The sequence below is a fragment of the Pedococcus sp. P2_E4 genome, from assembly GCF_056403935.1.
Genome location: NZ_JBFUEO010000049.1, coordinates 1 through 20512, shown reverse-complemented (window position 1 = coordinate 20512; position 20512 = coordinate 1). Strand labels below are relative to the sequence as shown.

At 73.1% G+C, this 20512-nt stretch carries 18 protein-coding genes, 1 pseudogene and 1 riboswitch; of the genes and pseudogenes, 11 read left to right on the top strand and 8 right to left on the bottom strand.

Annotated features, from left to right (window positions below; translation table 11 throughout):
• Together AC1DV7_RS16395 and AC1DV7_RS16390 are read right to left on the bottom strand one after the other, a co-directional pair.
• A pseudogene (locus tag AC1DV7_RS16395) lies at positions 1 to 680 on the bottom strand (hypothetical protein); the annotation flags it as partial.
• Between the two features lie 26 nt (positions 681 to 706).
• Positions 707 to 1255: an RNA polymerase sigma factor gene (locus AC1DV7_RS16390; RefSeq protein ID WP_477598354.1), complete on the bottom strand. Its 549-nt coding sequence runs from the start codon at positions 1253 to 1255 to the stop codon at positions 707 to 709.
• Between the two features lie 319 nt (positions 1256 to 1574).
• Between AC1DV7_RS16390 and AC1DV7_RS16385 the strand changes: the two genes are divergently transcribed.
• A complete protein-coding gene (locus AC1DV7_RS16385) occupies positions 1575 to 1724 on the top strand; it encodes a hypothetical protein (protein WP_477598352.1) in 150 nt (49 codons plus the stop codon).
• A 24-nt stretch (positions 1725 to 1748) separates the two neighbouring features.
• On the opposite strand, the gene AC1DV7_RS16380 is transcribed toward AC1DV7_RS16385, so the two are convergent.
• Positions 1749 to 2378 carry an MBL fold metallo-hydrolase gene (locus AC1DV7_RS16380; RefSeq protein WP_477598350.1) on the bottom strand — a complete coding sequence of 210 codons (630 nt, stop codon included), beginning with the start codon at positions 2376 to 2378 and terminating at the stop codon, positions 1749 to 1751.
• A gap of 124 nt (positions 2379 to 2502) precedes the next feature.
• Here AC1DV7_RS16380 and AC1DV7_RS16375 point away from each other — a divergent pair, with 124 nt between their 5' ends.
• The 6 genes from AC1DV7_RS16375 to AC1DV7_RS16350 all read left to right on the top strand — a co-directional run bounded on the left by AC1DV7_RS16375 (position 2503) and on the right by AC1DV7_RS16350 (position 6567).
• Positions 2503 to 3405: an ATP-binding cassette domain-containing protein gene (locus AC1DV7_RS16375; protein ID WP_477598349.1), complete on the top strand. Its 903-nt coding sequence runs from the start codon at positions 2503 to 2505 to the stop codon at positions 3403 to 3405.
• The gene (locus AC1DV7_RS16370) at positions 3402 to 4223 is read left to right on the top strand and encodes an ABC transporter permease (protein ID WP_477598347.1); all 822 of its coding nucleotides are present in this window, start codon (positions 3402 to 3404) and stop codon (positions 4221 to 4223) included. Before AC1DV7_RS16375 ends, AC1DV7_RS16370 begins: the two co-directional genes overlap by 4 nt.
• A 150-nt stretch (positions 4224 to 4373) precedes the next feature.
• Positions 4374 to 4811, top strand: a complete 438-nt coding sequence (locus AC1DV7_RS16365) for an SRPBCC family protein (RefSeq protein WP_477598346.1) — start codon at positions 4374 to 4376, stop codon at positions 4809 to 4811.
• Positions 4812 to 4816: 5 nt separating this feature from the next.
• Entirely contained in the window at positions 4817 to 5449 is a 633-nt protein-coding gene (locus tag AC1DV7_RS16360; RefSeq protein WP_477598344.1) for a dihydrofolate reductase family protein, read from the top strand.
• A gap of 11 nt (positions 5450 to 5460) precedes the next feature.
• Positions 5461 to 6081 carry a pyridoxamine 5'-phosphate oxidase family protein gene (locus AC1DV7_RS16355; protein WP_477598342.1) on the top strand — a complete coding sequence of 207 codons (621 nt, stop codon included), beginning with the start codon at positions 5461 to 5463 and terminating at the stop codon, positions 6079 to 6081.
• Positions 6082 to 6246: 165 nt separating this feature from the next.
• Positions 6247 to 6567, top strand: a complete 321-nt coding sequence (locus AC1DV7_RS16350) for a hypothetical protein (protein ID WP_477598341.1) — start codon at positions 6247 to 6249, stop codon at positions 6565 to 6567.
• Between the two features lie 147 nt (positions 6568 to 6714).
• On the opposite strand, the gene AC1DV7_RS16345 is transcribed toward AC1DV7_RS16350, so the two are convergent.
• A complete protein-coding gene (locus AC1DV7_RS16345) occupies positions 6715 to 7488 on the bottom strand; it encodes a C40 family peptidase (RefSeq protein WP_477598339.1) in 774 nt (257 codons plus the stop codon).
• 5 nt (positions 7489 to 7493) lie between these two features.
• Positions 7494 to 7701, bottom strand: a riboswitch (cyclic di-AMP (ydaO/yuaA leader).
• A 253-nt stretch (positions 7702 to 7954) separates the two neighbouring features.
• On the opposite strand from AC1DV7_RS16345, the gene AC1DV7_RS16340 reads away from it, so the two are divergent.
• From AC1DV7_RS16340 to AC1DV7_RS16325, 4 genes are all read left to right on the top strand, one after another.
• The gene (locus AC1DV7_RS16340; protein WP_477598338.1) at positions 7955 to 8503 is read left to right on the top strand and encodes a hypothetical protein; all 549 of its coding nucleotides are present in this window, start codon (positions 7955 to 7957) and stop codon (positions 8501 to 8503) included.
• Between the two features lie 324 nt (positions 8504 to 8827).
• Positions 8828 to 9103 (top strand): hypothetical protein, encoded by a 276-nt coding sequence (locus AC1DV7_RS16335; protein WP_477598336.1) that lies wholly within the window; start codon positions 8828 to 8830, stop codon positions 9101 to 9103.
• On the top strand, positions 9100 to 9417 hold the full coding sequence (locus AC1DV7_RS16330) for a hypothetical protein (RefSeq protein ID WP_477598334.1): 318 nt from the start codon (positions 9100 to 9102) through the stop codon (positions 9415 to 9417). Before AC1DV7_RS16335 ends, AC1DV7_RS16330 begins: the two co-directional genes overlap by 4 nt.
• A 13-nt stretch (positions 9418 to 9430) precedes the next feature.
• Positions 9431 to 10642: a hypothetical protein gene (locus tag AC1DV7_RS16325; RefSeq protein WP_477598333.1), complete on the top strand. Its 1212-nt coding sequence runs from the start codon at positions 9431 to 9433 to the stop codon at positions 10640 to 10642.
• A 20-nt stretch (positions 10643 to 10662) separates the two neighbouring features.
• Here the strand turns inward: AC1DV7_RS16325 and AC1DV7_RS16320 are convergent, their stop codons facing one another.
• From AC1DV7_RS16320 to AC1DV7_RS16305, 4 genes are all read right to left on the bottom strand, one after another.
• Positions 10663 to 14508 carry a hypothetical protein gene (locus AC1DV7_RS16320; protein WP_477598331.1) on the bottom strand — a complete coding sequence of 1282 codons (3846 nt, stop codon included), beginning with the start codon at positions 14506 to 14508 and terminating at the stop codon, positions 10663 to 10665.
• Entirely contained in the window at positions 14505 to 18389 is a 3885-nt protein-coding gene (locus AC1DV7_RS16315) for a hypothetical protein (protein ID WP_477598330.1), read from the bottom strand. The genes AC1DV7_RS16320 and AC1DV7_RS16315 overlap by 4 nt, the downstream gene beginning before the upstream one ends.
• A complete protein-coding gene (locus AC1DV7_RS16310) occupies positions 18389 to 19378 on the bottom strand; it encodes a hypothetical protein (RefSeq protein WP_477598328.1) in 990 nt (329 codons plus the stop codon). Before AC1DV7_RS16310 ends, AC1DV7_RS16315 begins: the two co-directional genes overlap by 1 nt.
• Positions 19375 to 20512 (bottom strand): hypothetical protein (locus tag AC1DV7_RS16305; RefSeq protein ID WP_477598327.1); only part of this gene is annotated, 1138 nt, incomplete at its 5' end. The genes AC1DV7_RS16305 and AC1DV7_RS16310, both read right to left, overlap by 4 nt.

Sequence of the window (20512 nt, the reverse complement as noted above, 5' to 3'; positions counted from 1 at the left end):
TCGGCAGGGTCCGCGGGCAGGACGGTCGCGGCGTCGGTGCCGAGCTCAGGGGCGCCGGGTGTCCCCTCGGCCTGGGGGACCGTCGCGTCCGCGACCGTCGGGTGCTCGACCGGCAGCGTCCCCTCGGTCGGGCCGCCCCGCGACGACGACCGCCGCAGCGTCAGCTCGGTCGGCCTCCCGCGGCCCGCGCCGCGGACAGCCACACGCGGGAGGTCGGTGGGCGATGCGGTCGTCCTGACCGGGGCCGGGGGAGTCGCACCGGTGACGGTTCGGGGAGCCTCGCCCGACGCCCTCGGTGACGTGCGGGCGTGCGGCACGGCGTCGGCATACGGGCCGCCCGCGGGGGGCTGGTCGGACTCGGACGGGTGGGTGGCCGCCGCGCGAGGGGTGGCCGGCTCGTCGTCGATCCAGGGGATGCCGCCGCCGAGGGCCGCTGCGGCGGTGCCGGACGCCACGAGGAGCCCGACGAACGCCGTGGTGCCACCGGCGATGCGCCCCGGCGAGCGCCGCGTGCGCTGCGGACCGGGCCTGGTGTCGAAGACGGCGGCCAGCGCCTCGGTCGGGGCAGGTGCGGGGGCCTCCGCGAGGGACGCCAGGTCCTGGAGTGCAGCGCGGACCGCCTCGTCCCCCGGGCCGCTGACCAGGTCGAGGATGCTCTGGTCACGCTTCGACCGGTTCATACCACTTCGGTCATCGTCGCTGGAGGTCACAGGGTTACACCTCGTTCCACGACCTGGGCACGCAGCGCGACCAGCCCGCGCCGCTGGAGCTGCTTGACGGCGCCCACGGTGCGACCGGTGGCCTCGGCGGTCTCCTCGAGCGTGAGGCCGGCGACGACCCGCAGGGCCAGCACCTCGCGCTGCGACTCGGCGAGCTTGCTGAGCATCTCGATGGCCGTGTGGGTGGCCAGGCCGACCAGGGCTTGGTCCTCGGCGGACGGAGCCGAGCGCGGGTCGTCGGCGGCGTCGTACCCGAGGAGCTGCGGCGCGCGGGATCGCGTCCGCAGCTCGTCGACGATGCGCGCGTGCGCGACCGAGAAGACGAACGTCCGGAGCCCGCGGGCGCCGCCGGTCAGCTCGGGCAGCCGCCGGTGCACCGTGAGGAAGACCTCGCTGGTCAGGGCCTCGGGGTCGGACGACCCGTGCGAGCGCAGGTATCCGGCGACCGCGGGAGCAAGGGCGAGGTAGAGCTCGCGGAAGGCTGCGCCGTCCCCGCGCTGCGCCTCGGCGATGGTGCCGTCGCTCAGTTCCCCCACACGCCCAAGACTGCCGTGTCCCGCCGCCTCGGTGGGGTGGTTCCGCGGAAAAGGCCTTGGCTGGCCGCGTCGCCTGGGGGGGACGTGCGCGCGGCCAGCCAAGGGGTTGGGTGAGGACCTGCCTCAGCCATGCTCAAGTCGCCGGCTCAGGGGGATTGAGGTCGACGACTCGTGCAGGTAATCGCCGGACGTGCCCTCCGGGTTACGCGCACGGTCACGGTCGGGGGTCGGCGTGCTGCGGCGTGCCCTTGCTGCACGGGATCGGGTGGATGTGTCAGGCTGGACGTGGCCGGGATTCCCGAGACTGAGGTGGTGCGCGATGCGCACAGGACTGACTCATCGACACGTCCCCCACCACGAGACCTCGTGGTGGCTGAGCCACGGAGTGACGGCGCTCATCGCCGTGGTCGTGGCCGTCTACCTGGCGTCGGTGCTCCTGGTCGTCGCCGGGGTGATGCTGTTCAGCTGACCGCCCGCCCACTCGGGGAGGGGGTCACCAGCGTCGGTCGACCCACTCCTGCAGGTGCGGCAGCTCGGTCCCCACGACCGTCGGCTCGCCATGGCCGGGCAGGACGTGGGTGGCCGGGTCCAGCGTGAAGAGCCGGTCGCGCACGGACGCGATGATGGTGTCGAAGTCGCTGTAGTCGTGCCTGGTCGCGCCAGGCCCCCCGGGAAAGAGCGTGTCCCCGGTGAAGACCACCCCCAGCTCGGCGGCATGGAAGCAGGTGGACCCGGGCGTGTGCCCCGGGGTGTGGATGACGTGCAGGGTGACGTCGCCGACCGTGAGGACCTGGCCGTCGGCCAGGTCGCGGTCGGGGGTCACGGGATACAGCTCGTCCCAGAGGAACCGGTCGCCAGGATGGAGGTATGACGGGGCGCGCGTGCCGTCGCAGACCTCACCGACCGCGTCGATGTGGTCCCAGTGGCCGTGCGTCACGAGGACGCCCCTGACCTTCCTGCCGCGGGCGATGGACTTCACGATGGGGCGACCGTCGTGTCCGGCGTCGATGACCCAGCACTCCCGGTCGTCGCCGATCACCCACGTGTTGTTGTCGAACCCGTCGGCGGAGGTGACCACGCGGTCGACGCGCACGCCGCCCGGAGAAGGTGCGATGTCCGGCATGCCCCCATCCTCGCAGCCACGCGTCGTCAGGGGTGACCCCGAGGGTGCGTCAGGGGCGCGTCAGGGTGGGGATCAGGCGCCTCCCCGATGTGGTGACCAGCTCGCCACCAGCACGATGCTCGACATGATCACTGTCGAATCACTCACGAAGACCTACGGGCGCGGGATGACCGCCGTCGACGACGTCTCCTTCACCGCGGCCACCGGCCGGGTCACCGGCTTCCTCGGCCCCAACGGCGCCGGAAAGTCCACGACGATGCGCATCATCGTCGGCCTCACGCCCGCCACCTCGGGGACCGCAACCGTCGACGGGCGACGGTTCACCGACCTGCCCAACCCCGGGGCCGAGGTGGGCGTCCTCCTCGACGCGTCGGCACAGCACGCGGGGCGCACGGGTCGCGAGATCCTCACCCTCGCCCAGCGCACGATGGGCCTGCCGCGCACGCGCGTCCAGGAGATGCTCGACCTCGTCAGCCTGACCGCCGACGAGGCCGACCGCCGGGTCCGCGACTACTCCTTGGGCATGCGCCAGCGGCTCGGCATCGGCACCGCCCTCCTGGGTGACCCGCACATCCTCATCCTCGACGAGCCGGCGAACGGGCTCGACCCTGCCGGGATCCGCTGGATGCGCGACCTGCTCCGCGGGTTCGCCGACCAGGGCGGCACGGTGCTGCTCTCGTCGCACCTGCTGCACGAGATCGAGGTCATCGCCGACGACCTGGTGGTCATCGGCAACGGTCGGATCGTGGCCCAGGGCACCAAGGCCGACCTGCTCGCAGCGGCCGGCACCGTGGTCCGTGCCCGCGAGAGTGCGGCGCTCGCCACCGCGATGGAGCGCGCTGGCCTGGCGATCACCCGTCACCCCGACGGCAGCGTGCACACCGACGCCTCACCCGACCACGTCGGCGAGATCGCCCTCGCCGCCCAGGTGGTCCTCACCGAGCTCCGCGCCGCCGACGGAGCCGGGCTCGAGGAGATGTTCCTCGAGCTCACCGCAGACACCCAGCGCGAAGGAGCAGCAGCATGACCACCGCCGTCCTGACCAAACCGACCTCCCCGTCGGCCGAGTCCCCAGCCCGCAGCCGCAAGGCGCCGGCACGGATCCCGCTCACCCGCATCATCGCGGTGGAGCTGCGCAAGATGTTCGACACGCGATCGGGCTTCTGGCTGATGGCCAGCATCGTCATCACCAGCGTGCTCGCCACGGCCGCGATCATCGTGTTCGCACCGGACGACCAGCTGACCTTCGACAACTTCGCGGCAGCCATCGGCGCCCCGATGACGGTGATCCTGCCGATGATCGGGATCCTCGCCGTGACGAGCGAGTGGAGCCAGCGCAGCGGCCTGACGACCTTCACCCTCGTGCCGCACCGTGGTCGTGTGCTCGGGGCCAAGTTCCTCGCAGCCATCGCCGTGGGGGTCACCTCGATGGTCGTCGCCCTTGTCGTGGGGGTGCTCGGCACCCTGGTCGGGAGTGCCATCGCCGGGGTCGACCCGGTCTGGAACGTCTCGGCGGCGCACTTCGCGCTCATCGTCCTGGGCAGTGTCCTGGGCATGCTGTTCGGCTTCACGCTCGGCCTGCTCATCCGCAACTCCGCGGGCGCCATCGTCACGTACTTCGTGTACACGCTGGTGCTGCCCCCGCTACTCGGCCTGCTCGCCGCCAACCAGAAGTGGTTCGCCGACCTGCAGCCGTGGGTGGACTACAACTACTCGCAGACCGCGCTGTTCGACGGCAGCCTGACCAGCCAGCAGTGGCAGCACCTGGCCGTCTCCGGTGGCCTGTGGTTCCTCCTGCCGATGGCGATCGGGCTGCTCGTCGTCCGCCGCGCCGAGGTGAAGTGACGGAGGACCAGCCCGCCGCGGCAGGCGCCTGAACGGGGCACTCGCACCCACCGGTGCGAGTGCCCCGTCGCCATGCCTGCCACGGAATGACCGGGTGGCGCATGATGGTCCTCCGAGAGCAGCCACTCCGCGGCCACCGAGGGGACCCTGATGACCAGCACGAGGTTCACCGTCCACACGAGCCTGTCGCCGGGCGACGTCCTGGCCGTGATCACCGACTTCGGCCCCGAGCGTTCCCGCTGGTGGCCGAACGTCGACTCCGAGCACTTCACGGTCCACGACCAGGGTCCTGGCTGGGCCGAGGTCACCGAGGGCACGGGCATGGGCTGGGAGCGGGAGCGCTACTCGTGGGACGCCGCCGCCGGCACCGTCACGATCGACACCCTCGAGTCGAACCTGTGGGCGCCGGGCAGCAGCTGGCGCTACGAGCTCCTGCCGGCAGGGGGCGGCACCGACCTGCGGGTCTCCCTGAAGAGGCTGCCCGCCTCGTTCACCGGCCGCATCGTCGCGGCCCTGATCCCGGTGGTGGGGCGGCGTGTCCTGGCCAGGCAGTTCGAGACGGTCCTGCGCCGCGCCGAAGGGCGATGAGGCGGATGTCGTTGACCCGGGTCCACAACCTGGCCATCTCCCTCGACGGCTTCGCCACCGGCGAGCCGCAGTCGTTGGAGGCACCGTTCGGCCATGCCGGTGAGCGCCTGCACGAGTGGATGTTCGCGACCCGCTTCTGGGGCGAAGGCGGCACCGTCGGCGTCGACGACTCGTTCGCCCGCCGCCACAGTGAGGGCATCGGCGCCGAGATCATGGGCGCCAACAAGTTCGGACCGCCCGGCTGGCACACCGACCCGCAGTGGAAGGGCTGGTGGGGGCCGAACCCGCCGTTCCACACACCGACCTACGTGCTCACCCACCACCCGCGCCCCTCGATCGAGATGGAGGGTGGCACGACGTTCCACTTCCTCGACGCCACCCCGGCCGAGGCGCTGGAGACCGCACGCGAGTCCGCCGACGGCCTGGACGTCCGGCTCGGTGGCGGCCCCACCGTCGTGCGCGACTTCGTCGCTGCCGGGCTCGTCGACCACCTGCACCTCGTCCAGGTCCCCATCGTGCTCGGCCGCGGAGTCCGGATCTGGGACGGGCTCGAAGGCGTCGAGGACGACTACGACGTCGAAGCCGTCTCCTCGCCGAGCGGGGTCACCCACCTCACCTTCATGCGCAGGACCCCCTGAGGGAGGACTCGATGTCATCGACGTACCACGAGGGCAGCCGGGCGCTGCAGGACCGGTTCGACACCAGGGCGCTGGCCGACCGCATCGACGACCTTCTCGTCAGCGACACCATCGGCGACGGCGACCGCGCGTTCATCGAGGCGCGCGACATGTTCTTCCTCGCGACGGCGGACGACCAGGGACGGCCGACCTGCTCGTACAAGGGTGGTGAGCCCGGCTTCGTGCGGGTGCTCGACCCGCACACGATCGCGTTTCCCAGCTACGACGGGAACGGCATGTACCTCTCGGCCGGCAACGTGCTGGTCAACCCCGATGTCGGGCTGCTGTTCATCGACTTCGAGCGCGGACACCGGATGCGGCTCGAGGGGGTCGCGAGCATCGACCTCGAGGACCCGTTGCGCGAGGAGTACCCCGAGGCCCAGCTCGTCATCCGGGTGCGTGCCCGGGCCGTCTACCCGAACTGCCCGCGCTACATCCACCGGTACGAGCTCGTGCGGCGCTCGCGGTTCGTGCCGCGCGAGGGGTGCCTGACTCCCGTCCCGGAGTGGAAGCGCTCGGACTGGGCCGTCGACGCCCTGCCCGAGGCTGACCCGGCCCGCCACCCGGGCGAGCGGGACGTGCTCGGCCGATGAGCAAGGGCCGCCCGCGGGCGGCAGTCGTCACGTCATACCGATCCGTGCGTCTGACACGGCGTGGAGGAACATCGAACTGGACAGGGGCTTCCCTTCGGCGTGCTCGCGTTCCCGGACGTGTCCCGTGGTGAGCCGGCGGCTCCTCGGCAGGTTGACGCGAGGGGGATGCCGGCGGATCGCGCCCACCCGCTGTGGCGGGCGGCCCACGACCCTGCCGTGACGCTGGAGGAGTTCGACCGGGCTGCCCTGCAGTGGGAGCGCACCCTGGACGTCGATCCGCAGGCCGGCCGAGGCCCACGGCTGGTCCTGGAGGTCCACGACGACCAGGAGGGCACCGTCCTGAACCAGGCGCTGCGAGACTTCGCGTCGCGTCAGCGCCAGGCCGCGCGACACGGCCACGACCACCTGAGGCAGGTCCGGACGCACTGGGCGCTGATCGCAGACCAGCTCGCGGACCGGGTGGACCAGGACACCGACCGACAGTGAGCCGTCACGGTTCAGGGGGATCCGACGTCTCTCCTGTGTGGCCGGCCTTCGAACCTCCGGTCGCTTGATGGGCACCCGCCGGCGGCCTGAGCGCACCCCCCTTGGCCGCCGGCGGGCGTCTTCGCGACGGCCCTGCGCGTCGCAGGCCTAGAAGCGGCCGTACCCCGACACCCCGGCGAAGACCTTGCGCTTCTGCGTGACGAGGCCCGGCTTGCCCGCGTCGAACATGTAGCCACCCCCGGCGTAGATGCCCACGTGGTAGGCCGGCGACCCGAAGAAGACCAGGTCGCCCGGTCGTGGTGTCGAGACCCGGCGCGCGGCGGCCTGCTGGGCAGCCGCGGTGCGCGGGATGGACTTGCCTGCCTTGCGGTAGACGAACGACGTGTAGCCGGAGCAGTCGAAGCCGCCGGGCCCGGTGCCCCCACGCCGGTAGGGAATCCCGGTGTAGGCGGCTGCAATGGCCACCACGGTGCTCGACAGCGACGGGGACGCCCCAGCCCTGGACGCCCCTGCCTTGGACGCCCCAGCCTTGACAGGGGCCGCCTTGGTGCGGGCCGCCTTGGCAGCTGCCGCCTTGGGACCCCGGCGCATGACCGCCGCAGTCCGGGGGCCGACCACTCCGTCAGGGGTCAGGTGGTGCCGTCCCTGGTAGCGCCGCACGGCTGCTGTGGTCCTCGGACCGAAGACCCCGTCCGCCGTGACGCCGACGATGCGCTGGATCGCGACGACGTGGGCGCCCGTGGAGCCCTGGCGCAGGACCGGCCAGGCCAGGACTCCTGTGGCGGTCGGGGCCGGGGCAGCCGCCGCGTTGGGTACGCCGGCGGCGAGGCAGCCGATCGTCACCAGGGCGGCCGCAGCCGCCGAGCCCCGGTAGCGGCGACGCCGGGGTTTGCGATGTCTTCCGATGTACGTCAATGACATGGGCCAACTCCTCCACCGCCTGCGAGGTGAGCTGTCGGGTTCGGGCGGAGGTGTGCCCGGCCGCGCTCGCCGTCGCCACGTGACCGGAGTCGGCCTCTGCAACGTCGACGAGGGCGGCTTCACCCCAAGGACCGAGTCGGTCCGAAGTGGTTTCCCCGCTCCTGCCCTGAAGGTCGATGGCTGGCCGGGGGCAGGATTCGGCAACTCGTCCAGCGCCCGATCGCCGACCGGGCTCCCGCAAGGTACCCGTCATCGCAGGCTGATGCCAAGCCGAGCAGCGATCGAAATCCATTGCGGCAGTAAATGATTCGCGTCGCGTCACACATTCGTTGCTGGCGCGTCAGTACCAGTTGAGGGCGCCTGTGCCCTCCCCCGGATTCGCCCGACATCTCCCTGTTCCGAGCACCCCACACCAGTGCAGGCTCAACGCCCCTGCAGCGTCACCGAAAGAGTCCTTCCCCCGCGCATGAACCCGACCTGCCCCGAGTCCTTCGACACCCTGGCCGCCCTCATGGCCGCAGCCGCGAGCCTCCTGCTCGGTTCCGCCGCCGCCGGTCTGCTGCTCATCCGGCGGACGAGGGGAGGCGGCGCCATACTCGTCCTCCTCGTGTCCATGGTCGCCGCCACCGGGGTCCTGGTGGCCGGCCACGAGTCCGACCGCCGGCACTGTGCGGCGGTCGACACCACCACCGCGGACCCGGTCGTGGGCCAGGCCCCGCGCGCCACGAAGGTGGCGACGCCAGTCCCCGCCAAGACCGGCGCCGCGCCGCCCGCGAGGGTCGCGTCGACGTCCCCGCCCACCCCCGCAGTCACCGTCACCGTGACGGCGCCTGCGGCGGCCCCCGCGCCGGCGAGCACCACGGCACCGAGCGGACCGCAGTCCGTCGACACCCCCACCCCATCGACCAGCACGTCGCCCTCGAGCCCTACTGCAGCCGAGCCCACCACGGCGCCGACGCCCCCGGTGCAGACCTCGAGCGGTTCGACACCGGTCGCCGGGAGCCCGTCACCCTAGGCCGCACGGCGACCCCGCCGGCCTGCCGTCACTTTCCGGGGCCGGGGACGTCTCACTGGTGACCGCCTGTCCGGGGGACGGGGTCGGTCGGAACGGCGGGCGACTACTGCACCCAGTCGCCCGCCGTTCTCCTGCCCGGGAAGGCCCACCTGCCGGGAATGCCCACCTGCCCGGATGCTCACCCGCGACCCGCCCACCCGCGACCTGCCCCCTCCCACACCTTGTCGCGGGAGCGACCCGGGTCCATCCTTGGACGAGGGGCCCGGTGCCCCCGCCGGGAGCGGCGGGGATGCGGCCCGACCGTCCGATCGGGAGGAGCGGGTGATGCGCGGACCTGGGGTGAGGCGACGGTTCTGGGCCGAGGTGGTGCTCGCGGGGATCGGTGTGCTCCTGGCCGTCGTGACTGCTCTGGTGCCGGACTGGATCGAGCGGCTCGGCGGCGAGGGTGGTGACGCCGGCAGCGGAGGCACCGAGCGCGCGATCTCTCTGCTGTTCTTGGCGGCCGCCGTGGTGCTGGGCATCCTGGCCCGCGTGGAGTGGCGCCGACCGATGCGGCCCGCCCTGGCTCGCGACAGCTCAGGTGGCGACCCGCGCCGATGACCACCAAGCGACGGGCCGGGTCCACCGAGGCCACCCACGAGGGCGCAGACCCCCTCGCCGGCACGCACGTCCGGGCGCGCAGGAAGGGTGACAAGGCCCGCGACGACGCGCTGGCGGGCGCCGAGGCCGCCGAGGGGCTGCCGGCCGGGGCCGAGCCCGACCTGGGCATCCCCATGAGTGACCGCCAGCTGGACCAGCGCGACCGGCAGCAGTCGGCCGAGCGCAAGAAGCCGGGGCCCAAGCCGCCGGAGACGCCCCCCGCCACCCCGGTTGCGCCGCCACCGACCGCGCCGCCGCCGACCGACCCCGAGTGAGCGGGGCCGACTCGTGCTGACGATCACCGCCAACATCGCGCTCGACGATGCTGCCACCGGCACCCAGACGGGCACCGTCGGCGAACCCTCGGTCGGCGTCTCCTCCTCCATCCTGTTCGTCACGGGCAACTGGTACGCCACGCGATCGGCGGACGGCGGCGCGACCTGGTCGCTGCTCGACCCGTTCACCGAGTTCCCTGCCGACCGTGGGGTGTTCTGCTGCGACCAGCTCGTGACCTACCTGCCGACCCAGCGCCTGTGGGTGTGGCTGCTGCAGTACTCGAAGTCGGGGCGCAGCAACATCTACCGGCTCGCCGTCAGCCGGACGGCGGCCTCGGGGACGTGGCGGTGGTGGGACGTCTCGCCGGCCGACCTCGACCCGGCCTGGACCGACGTGTGGTTCGACTTCCCCGACCTCGCGGTCAGCACCAAGAACCTCTGGCTCACCTTCAACCAGTACGACGGCTCCGACCGGTGGGTGCGGGCCGGCGTCATCCGGTATGCGCGTGCCGACCTGACCAGGACGGCGCCCCTGACCCGTCGTCACTGGTCCACGACGTCGGTCGGTTCGCTGCGCCTGGTCTCGGGGGCCGGGTCCTCGATGTGGTTCGCTGCCAACGACCAGTCGCGCCGGTCCCTGCGGCTGTTCCAGTGGCCGGACGACGCGGCGAACGTCAGCGCCTGGACGATCCCCGTGACCCCCTGGAACGACAGCGACTACCGCTCGCTCGGGCCGGACGGCCAGCCGTGGCTCAGCCGCTGCGACGACCGCGTCACCGGTGCCTGGCGGGCCGGCGGCCGGCTCGGCTTCCTGTGGAGTGCCGGGCGTGGCCCGGGGCGGCCGCAGCCCTACATCCGCGCCGTCACCCTGGACGAGCAGTCGCTCACCGTCGTGGCCGAGCCGGACCTCTGGAGCCAGAACGGCGCCTGGGCCTATCCGGCGGCAGCGCCCAGCAGGCGTGGGGCCATCGGCCTCACCGCCTTCTTCGGCGGCCCCACGCAGCCGGCCCATGCGGTCGGGGTCCTCGACCAGCAGGCCAACACCTGGACCACGAAGACGACCGCGACGTCCACCCACGCACCGCAGGCCGGCAAGTGGGGCGACTACCTCTCCTGCCGCGCGCACCCGACCCGGACCACCTCGTGGGTCGCCAGCGGCTACACGCTGCAGGGCGGTCAGGACCGTCGCAACATCGAGCCCCGCGTCGTGACCTTCCGTCCCTGACCAGGTCCAGGAGGCGGGTCTCAGGTCGGGCGGTTCTCGATGTGCACGATCCGCGCGGCGGCATACGGGCAGAAGCGCACCAGCTCGGACACGGTGGTGGGGGGCACGACCGCACCCGGCGCGGTGGTGGGCGGCACGAACACCTCGCCCGCACCGATCGACCCGACGAAGGCGAGGAAGAGCACCTGCTGCTTGTTCGGCACGGCGGTGAGGTCGACGTCGACCGACACGGCGCGCGGCATCCGGGCGTCGACCGCCGTGGGCACGGTGCGCCAGGTGACCCCACTGCCACCGGTCGCGAGGTTCCATCCGCCCGGCACCGGCTGGGCCGTCCCTGCCGCGGCCGCTGTGAGGAAGGGCAGGAGGCTCGTCACTGACAATGCCAGCAGGTCCGACGGCGTCACCCCCGCGCGCCAGAGGAGGACGACGAAGCCCTGGTTGGCGCGCAGCCCGATCGCATCGCGGTGGTGGACGAGGACGTCCACGGTGGAGGGCTCACGGAAGACCGTCCACATGTCGTTGACGACGTTGCGGGGCACGACATCCATCAGGTCGGCCTCGGTCGCCGACACGCTGGCGGCGCGGGGCGTCTGCCACGGTGCGCGGTAGACCGCACGAGGATCGGCGGTGTCGGTGGTCACCGTGCCGTCGGCCTTGACGCGCACGCCGCCCACGACGTCCGCCCACACCGCGGCGTCGATCTGCGGCACTGCGGACTTGGCCGGTGCCATCTGGGTGCGGTGCAGCGCCACGAGCCGCCCGAGGGCATCGGAGAACAGTCCGTTGGCGACCACGCTGGGATACAGCCAGCGGAACGCGGTCTGGAAGGTCCACACGTCGTATGCCGGCGCGTTCAGTGCCGTGATCGCCGGGGCCGGCAGGAAGGCCGGCGTGGCGGCGACGGGCCAGCGCGGCCGGACGATGATGTCGGGGCTCGCCGCGAGCGAGGCCGGGACCGCGGGCGGCGCCGCGAGGGGGTCCGGGTGGATCGTCAGCGGGTTCCGCCGGTCGTCGAACCGGGTCGAGCGGATCCACGTCTGCGGCACCGCGTTCCGAGCCAGGTCGACCTCCCAGACCCCCCGCGACTGGACGCCCGCGCGAAGGAGCCGGGGCGCCCCCAGCGCGCCGCCCGGGGCGCGCCAGATGTCGAGGTCCTGGACGGTCGCCTGCGGCAGCCCGTTCACGTAGGGGACCCAGGTGTGGGCACCGGTCGCGTTGTTGGTGCGGGTGCCCCGCCAGACCCCGGTGACGGTCCCGGCATACACGGTGTTGCCGGTCGCGTCGCCGGGGTCGACGACGACGGAGAACACGGGGTCGCGGGGGCCGCTGTTGACGGCCCCGCCGGCATCGAGCTGGCGCCGCAGGGTGGTGCGCTTGTAGCGGTTGTCGGCGTTGTTGAAGAACCAGAGGGTCTCGTCGGGGCCACCCACGACTCCGGTCGTCGCGACGTAGAAGTCCTGCGTGCCGGGGACCGCAGCGATGTCCGTCAGGGTCGTGGTGCGCGGGATCGCGACCGCTGCACTCGTGATCGACCAGGTCGTCGAGGCCCAGGTGCCTGCCGGAGCCTCGGTGAACCGGACGATGCCGCCCGTGTAGAGGACGAGCAGCTGGGTCGGGGACACCCAGTTGAGGGTGATGATCCTGCCGAGTCCGCTGAACCCGATCTGGAGCTGCGCGTTGTTCGCGGCCCCGTTGACCCCCGGGCGCCCGTCCTGGATGGCCCCGTTGGGGTACGGGATGGTGTTCCACGTGTTGGGGCCGACCCCGCTGCCCAGGTCGTCGGTGAGCCAGACCCGGTAGGTGCCGATGGCCAGCCGCCCGGTGGCCGGGTTGGGGCCGACCGGAGGGACCCGCACCGTAGCGGCGCCCGAGTAGAAGGCGCTCCACGGCCCGGTGCCCTCCACGCCCGGGCCGACCACGCGGCTCGGCTCCCCGGGGTTGCGGGTCATGGGGTCGACGAAGGCCGTGCGCGACGTGCAGTACCAGCGGGAGGCGTTGAACTGGCGGACGAGCAGGTGGGAGGCCGTGGGGTGGAACGCCACCCCGCCGCCGTCGCCGGTGAACGGCTCGTCCCACACCGAGTCGCCGATGCGGACCTGGCTGCCGTTGTCCTGGCAGCCGGTGGCGACGAGGTGCCCGTTGACCGGGTGGCTGCGCACGAAGACCGGTTGGAGCGAGGCAAGGCCGGTGTTGCAGGCGGCGAACGTGCCCACCCGACCCGACCGGTCGGAGACGAAGATGCCGCCGTCAGTGGCCACCCAGACCTGTCGGCGTGGTGGCGCGTTGCCCGTCAGGACGAGCCGGTGCACGTCACCGTGGACGTTGTTGCCGATGGCCCCCGCCACCGTCGCCCCATCGCCACCGGGGAGGGCCGCAGCCGACGAGATCCCCACCGTCGGCTGGAGGACGAAGGGTGGTGCGGCCACCCCCGAGGCGGCGACGTCGAAGCAGTACATGCTCGCACCCCAGTCGCCGTCGGCCGGACCGTAGGCGAGGGAGCTTCCCCCGACGTACACGCGGTGGACTGCGCCGACGGTGTCCACGGCGATGCACTGGTCGTAGTCGCGCTGGCTGGTCCCGCCATTCCACAGCGTCCGGGGCAGACCCCCTGCCGCCCCGGGGGTTCCGACGTCGTCCGCCGTCGGCGCCGCGACGGTCGCGTCGGCCACTCGCCACAGGGCGGGGTTGCCACCGGTCTCACCGAGGGCGTAGACCGTGTTGCCCGTGGCGGCCAGGCTGAGGTAGCCGGTGATCGGGACGGGGTTGGTCAGCGGCAGCGGAGTCACGGCCGTGCCGGCGTTGTCGCTGAAGGCCAGGCCTCGGCCCGCGACCGCGAGGACGAGCCGCCCGCCCGGGAGCCAGACACCGTCCGAGATCGCCGCTCCGGGGAAGGCTGCCGACACCGCGGCCAGCGCGGTCCAGGTGTACCCGTCGCGCACTGGGTTGCCGCCGCCCGCGGGCAGCGACTGCCGCCGGCCGAGGAAGGCGCCGCCTGTCGTGCAGGCGATGACGACGTCCTGGGTGGCGCCGGCCGTGGCCTCGCCCGCGGTGGAGGCGGGGTTGCGCAACAGCCTGAAGATCCCCAGGCCCTCGAGCGCCCCGATCCCGGTGTCGGGCTCCCACGGCTCCGCCTGACCGGGTGGGAACGTGGGGCCGATGGCCGCGAGCACCCCGACGCCGTTGATGGTCGCTTCGCCCGTCGCCGCGACGAAGTTCGCCGGCAGGAAGTTCGGCTCCCCGGTGCCGACCAGCACGGTGTCGAGCAGGGGCATCGCGTCGAAGTCCACGAGGATGCACCCGCACGCCTGGGCGTTGACGGTCCCGCCACGGATCCGGCGGCGTTCCGACCAGCCGCCGACGGGCGACCACGTCGCCCCGCCGTCGTCGGTGTACCAGACCCCGCCCTGGGCCGTCGCGGCATACGCCCGCCGGCCGGTGGGGTCGACGGCGATGTCACGGATGCGGCCGGCAACCCGCGGGCGGTCGACCGCCTGGCCACGGCGCACGACGGAGGGCCCGATGGGGACCCAGCGGCCGGCCGGGTCCACCGCCGACGGGAAGGCGCGCGCGGCATCCTCCGCATGGGTGTCCGGCCCGTCCGCACCGTCCGACCCGTCCGCACCGTCCGACCCGTCCGCATCGGCCCGCACCCGGTCCGGTGCCGCCTCCTCCCGCGCCGCGAGTACCGACCTCATGGCCTCCTCGAGGGCCACCCGGTCGATGCCGTCGAGCAGCTGGGCGTCCCTGGCGGCACGGTCGGCGGCCTGCCCGCGCTTGGCGGCCCGCGCCGCCTCCTTGCGCAGCCCGGCCGCCATCTCCTCCCTCTGTGCCTTGGACCCCAGGGGCGCCCGCCGCTTGCCGGTCACGGGGTGTCCTCCTCGTCCGGGGCCACGCGGATCCAGCCCTCCTGGACCTCGTGCGGCATCTTGGGCAGGTACGCGCTGGTGGTGGACGCGAGGATGGGGTCGTCCTTCCAGCTGATCGGGCCGGTGCGCCGGGTGAACTGCTGCTTGCTGCCGAGCGAGGCGACGTTGGGCAGCCGGATCTCGGCCGGGTCGACGAGCAGCGGGCCCACCCGCATCGAGGGCACCATCCTCGCCAGCCCGGGGCCGACCCAGGTGTCGGCCAGCTCCAGCGCCTTGCGCGGCAGGATGCCCGAGGTGAGGTGCACCTTGCCGGCGGGCAGCATGAGGATCGTCAGGCGCCGCGTCTGGCCGACGCGGATCGTCAGGGTGTCCTCGAGGACCAGGTAGTCGTGCTCGATCGGGTCCTGCCCCGGGGTCTCGCCGAGCCGGCCGAGGAAGCCGGTGCGTGGCCCGGACGCCAGGGCCGAGTCGGCCACGACCTTGTCGACCACGTGGAAGCGGGTGTAGTCGTCGTCGACGAAGAAGCCGAGGACGCTGTCGTCGCTGCGGCCGAGCTCGCCGATGCGGAACGGGAAGTCGTGGGCTTCGAGCGCTGCGTAGGCCGCCGTGCGGGCAGCCGGGCCGCCGGCCTCGTCGACCTGCACCTCGTCGAGGTCGTCGGGCGCGTCGAGCCGCAGCGTGGCCCGCACGACGGCGACCGGCCGCCCGACCAGCCCCGCGATCGTCGGGGTCCCGATGGCCGCGAACGTGTCGACCGTCCACAGGGTCGAGTCGATCGCCCGCAGCAGCGCCGACAACGCGCTGCAGGACGGTGGCGTGGCAGCCTGCCGCGAGTCGATGTCGGCCTGGACGAGCCCAGCCGCGAACAGGGCGGCGTGCTGGGCGTGCGGCGGTATGTCGGTCAGGGGCCCGGCGTCCGGGGGGACCGGTCGTCCGGGTGCGGGGTCCCAGCGCACCGACCCCGGGCCGTTGTCGACGCTGAAGGAGTCGTGCTCGAGCTGGCCGAGGGGGTTGCCGTCGCGGTCGAACACCTCCAGCGCCTCGTCGATGTGGTCGGGCAGCAGGAAGCCGGACACCGGCGTGACGGCCAGGGCGGCCCGCAGCTGGTCGACGTAGGCCTCGGGCGCCGCGGCCGGGTCCTGGTCGAGCCCGTACGAGGGGTCGACGAGCCGCAGCAGCCAGCGGGCACTGTTCTGGATGCGCGGCGGCAGCAGGACGCCGGTCGGGTCCGTGGCCAGCTCCTGGGTGCTCGTCCGGGCCAGACCGGTCAGGGGCACGTCGACCACGCGGCCGAAGGCGTCGACCAGCCGCAGGTCCAGCACCGAGAGGGCCCCGCCGAACAGGGGCACGGGCAGTCCCGTCGCGCGTGGCCGGTTGACCCCGTCCGTGCCCCGCACCCGCTGGACGAAACCCTCGTAGGCGATCCCGAGCAGCTGCTCGCGGATCCCGTCGAAGGAGGCCGAGCACAGGTCCAGCGGCCGGACGAGGTTGGCCACGGCAGCGAGCACGCCCTCGTCCGCGTCGGGGATGAGGGACTGGCTGGGCGAGGCCAGGTCGCGGGCCTGCTCCTGCTCCAGCCACTTGGCCATGGCCGTCGTGAGCGACTCGCCCACCCCCGTCGTCAGCGGGCTGCGTCCGGTGAGCGTCCGCGTCTCGCCCGCGACGGGATCGGTGCGGCGCAGGTCGCCGTCCACCAGCGACCAGCCGGCCAGGTCCTCGGTGCCGGTGAGCTCGACCCGCCACTCGAGCCAGAGCGGGGCCCAGGGCTGGCGCCACGTCGTGATGGCGATCGGGCTCGGCGGCGTCCAGGCCACCAGGGAGAACCGGGAGAGCTCGGCAGCGACCTGCAGGGTCGTGACCTCCTCGACCCGGGAGTAGCCCGACCAGGAGTCGCGGGCCGCAGCCCTCGGCTTCCGGGCCTGCGCCGCGGCGGCCACCAACCCGGTGCCCGACCCGTCGTACGTCGCCGTCGTGCCGTACAGCCGCAACATCTCGGCGGTCAGGCGCCCCTCGAGAGCGCGCACCTCCTCGCCCTTGCGACCGGAGGACGCGGCGAGCCAGCCGACGGAGTAGCCGTCGCAGATGATCGCCTCGCGGACCACCCGGGTGACCTCGCTCGGCACGGCACCGCTGCCCAGGGTCGGCAGGACCGACCGCCCGTCGACGGTGCCGTCGATCGACGGCGACACCTCGCCGGGGAAGCGGCAGCGCAGCAGGCCCTGGTCGTCGAACATCCCGTCGCCGTGGTGCCGCGCCGACGGGTGGACCCCGCGCAGGCCGACCATCAGGGGAGCGGGGCGGAACACCCGCGGGGCCGCGCGGGTGACGTCGCGACCGGCGGGAGGCGGGGTGCCGGTGCCGCCCTTGCGGGTGCCCGCTCCCGGGTCGTCGCGCTCGCGCTCCTCGCCGCGGGTCCGGGTCTCCTCGGCGGCTCGCTTGCCGCTCGTCATCGGGGACACGCCCCGCCAGCCGACCTTCGTGCCCTTGGGTGCCCCGGTCCCCTTGCCGGGCTGGTGGGCGGCCCGGCCCTTGCGGCCCACCGCCAGCGGGCCGAACGGCGTCGAGTCCTCCGTGCGCAGCCGGTCAGCCTTCGCCCCCGCGACTGGGCGACCCGGTAGCGCCCAGAAGCCGTTGGCGTGCTCCTGGTCGGCGAGGTCGGACAGCCCGTCGGGCGTCCCGATCCGCCCCAGGAGGTCGCCGGTGAACGCGGCGCACAGCCGCTCCGCGGTCAGCCGCTTGGTCGGGTCGATCCCGAGCGCAGGTGCCGCGAAGGCCGAGACGATGTCGTCGATGTCGGTGCCCAGGCTGGCCGCGAGCGTCGAGGGGTCGGGCCGGTCGTCGGCACCCCCGGCCGTGCCGTCGACGGGGACGCCGATCACCGAGCCGTGGAGCATGGTGTGGTACCTCGTCGCGCCGATCCCGACGGTCACCCCGGCCACCTCGGCGACCGGCAGCGCCGTCTCCGGCGCGACCGAGCTGTAGGTCGTCGTCGACTTCGCGTACTGGGTCCGGACCGTCACCGGCGCGTGGGTCCGCGGGGACTTCAGGCCGGCATACTCCTCGAGCTTGGTGGTCCGCGGGTCCTCGGGGTACTCCACGGCGTCCTCGCCGTCCGGGCTCACCCACCAGCGCAGCTCGGCGAGGCGCGCCCGGACGCTGGTCTCCCCGCGCGACCCCGCGAGCGGGTCGGCGGCGGAGTCGGTCCACCAGCCGGCGACCGTGTAGGTGGCCCGGCCGCGGTGGAACCCGTGCGGAGCCACCTCGGCTCCCGGCAGGTCGACGAGCGGGTCGTGGAGGGCGAACCGGTTGATGGCCCCCAGGTACGTCGCGGTCCACATCAGGCTGCCGCGTGCCCCGCCGTCGAGCACCTCGAGCGGTACCCCGCCGTCGAGGGGCAGGGACCCGGGAGGGACCGTCCCGGCATACGTGGACAGGGGCGTGACGCCCCCCGTGACCGCGTCCAGGACCCACCCCGAGGCGTATGCCGCCCGCGCACCTTCGGGGAGCAGCGTGCGGACCACGACCCACCGGTCGGGGAGGCGGGGCAGCTTGACCTTCTTGGTGACGGGGTCGTTCTCGCCACGCAGCAACGCATCCGGCAGGGCCCAGTGCAGGTGCACACCCACCGGCCGGGCCGCACCGGGGTCGAAGGGCGCCGGGTCACCGTCGACTCCTGCGACGTCGACGCAGGGCTCCTGGCCGCCGACCTGCACGACGTACGCCTGGACGTCGACGGGGACGAGGATCCGCTTCTCGCGGACCAGGTACCGGTCCCAGGTCTTCCACGTGGCGAGGTCGACGTCGGCCCGGGCGAGCGCGGCGAAGCGGTCGGTGTAGATGCTCTTGGCGAGCCGCTCGGGAGTCARGTCGAAGCCGGCCATCACACGCCTCCCAGCTTGAACGTGTCGTTGACCTGCTTGGCGTAGGCGACGGAGGCCTTGAACACGGTGCCGATGCTGACGCCGTGGGGGTCGCCGAAGACCTGCCGGTACGGGAAGCGGAGCAGCTGGAGGGCGTACTCCGCGGCGTCGAGGCTCCCCCCGACGTGGGTGGCGGGGAGCGCGACGAGGTCCTTCTGGACCTGCTGGATGTCGATGACGCCGGTCGCGCCCTCGGTGGCCCGGAACGGCACGTCGAGCCGCACGGGGGCACCGCCGGGCTTCTCGAGGTCCGCGAAGGTGTTGACGTCGCGCGGGATGTAGCTGAACGACCCGTCGACCTCACCGGGGTCGAAGCCGAACTGGACGCCCTGCCGGGGTTCCTCGACGTGCACGACGGACGGGATGCCGTCGAAGAGGCAGAACAGCACTGCCGGCGCGAGCCGCTCCAGGCGCAGCAGCCGCATCCGGTTGGGGTCGTCCTCGGGCACGAACCTGTTGTCGGGTGTGTCCACGGGGTCCAGCGTCATCGCCCGCACGTGCAGCCCCGGCCACCCCGAGACGGCCTGGGAACGCAGCAGGAAGCCACTGACCGCGTCGACCGCCCCGCCGTACCGCGGCTGACCGGGGTGCCGCCTGGCGTTGCGCTCCTCCTGGTCGAGCTCGGTGCGGATCGCGTCGTAGGCCGCGGTGAGCTGGGTCCGGTCGTCGCTGTTGACCGTGCCGACCGACAGCGCCCCCATCACCAGCGCGTCGGTCCAGCGGCGGTCGAGGTAGAACCACCGGATCGACTCCGGGGGCAGCAGCTCGCTGTCGGCGACGAGGTTCGCGAAGGGCACGCCCTCGAGGAGCCGCAGTCGGACGAGCCACGCGCGCAGCGCAGCGGGGATGGCCGAGTCGGCGTCGTCGTCCTCGACCGTGGTGGGCAGGCTGATCGCCTCGCTGAGCCGCAGCGGCAGGTCGAGGACCATGGTGGGGACGTCGAGCTTCACGGTTCCTCCCTCTGGTCGTGCAGGGCCTGGTCGAGGACGTCCTCGCCCTCCTCCAGGGGGGCGTCGTGCGGCAGGACGGGAACGCCGCCGATGATGCCGCCGTGCAGACCCGGGGTGCCGGGGAACCCCGCCGTGAGGCCGGACCCGGTCATGATCTGGGTGGACAGGGCGCCGGCGACGAACTGGGTCACGGTGCGCTCGTGGGCGGTGCGCAGGGCGGAGGACAAGGCGGCGTTGGCGGCCGGTCGGGTGAGGTCGGCCAGGGGCATGCGGGGGACCTCGGTCTGCCGCAGGGTGTGCAGGAGGGTTGGGAGCTCCACGTCGGAGGCGACGTCGAGGCCGAAGTGCTGGAGCACCGTCCCGAGGCCGTCGCCCTCGAGCTCCATCGGCGCGCCCGGCCGGACCAGCTCGCGCGGTGGCCCGATGACGTCCCCCGGGGCGGCGGCGGCGGCTTCGGCGAACGTGCGCGACAGCATGACCCCGAGACTCGGTGCCGCGTTCATCACGACACCCGTGACGCCGAGCCCGGCGATGATCCCGTCCCAGATCGCGTGGCCGCGGGCCACCTGGTAGTCCCGCTGCCGCCACTCGAGCAGGGCGGCGACCATCGAGGGCTGGCTGAGCGCCAGCAGCCGGCCGATCTCGAACGCCGCGGCGAGGGACAGGTCCTCGCGGCCGTCGGGGATCACGGCCCGCAGCTGGTCTCCGGTGTGGGCGAGCGGCAGCCGGGGTCCGGCGAGGTCCGCGGGGTGCGGCAGCAGCGGCCCGCGGTACCAGGCCCGGACCAGGTCGCCGCGACGGGTGCGCTGGTCGAGGCCGACGTGCCCGGTCTCGGTCACCTCGAGCGCGGCCCGCCCGACCGGCTCGGTGGGCGTGACCCCACGCGTGCCGAGCAGCCCGTTGTCGACGTTCTTCATGAGCTGCTCGAAGGTCGCGTCACCGACCGACGTGAAGCTCCACCGCAGCAGCACCGGGAAGCGCAGCACCGGGTCGAGAGCCAGGATGATGCGGTCCCCCACCGCGGAGACGACCACGTCCTTGGAGATCTCCGAGGACGCCTTGCCGGCCACCCACGAGGTGGAGCCCGCATAGGCCTTGGTCGTCGTCTCGGGGCTCACGGTCGCGGCGTAGTAC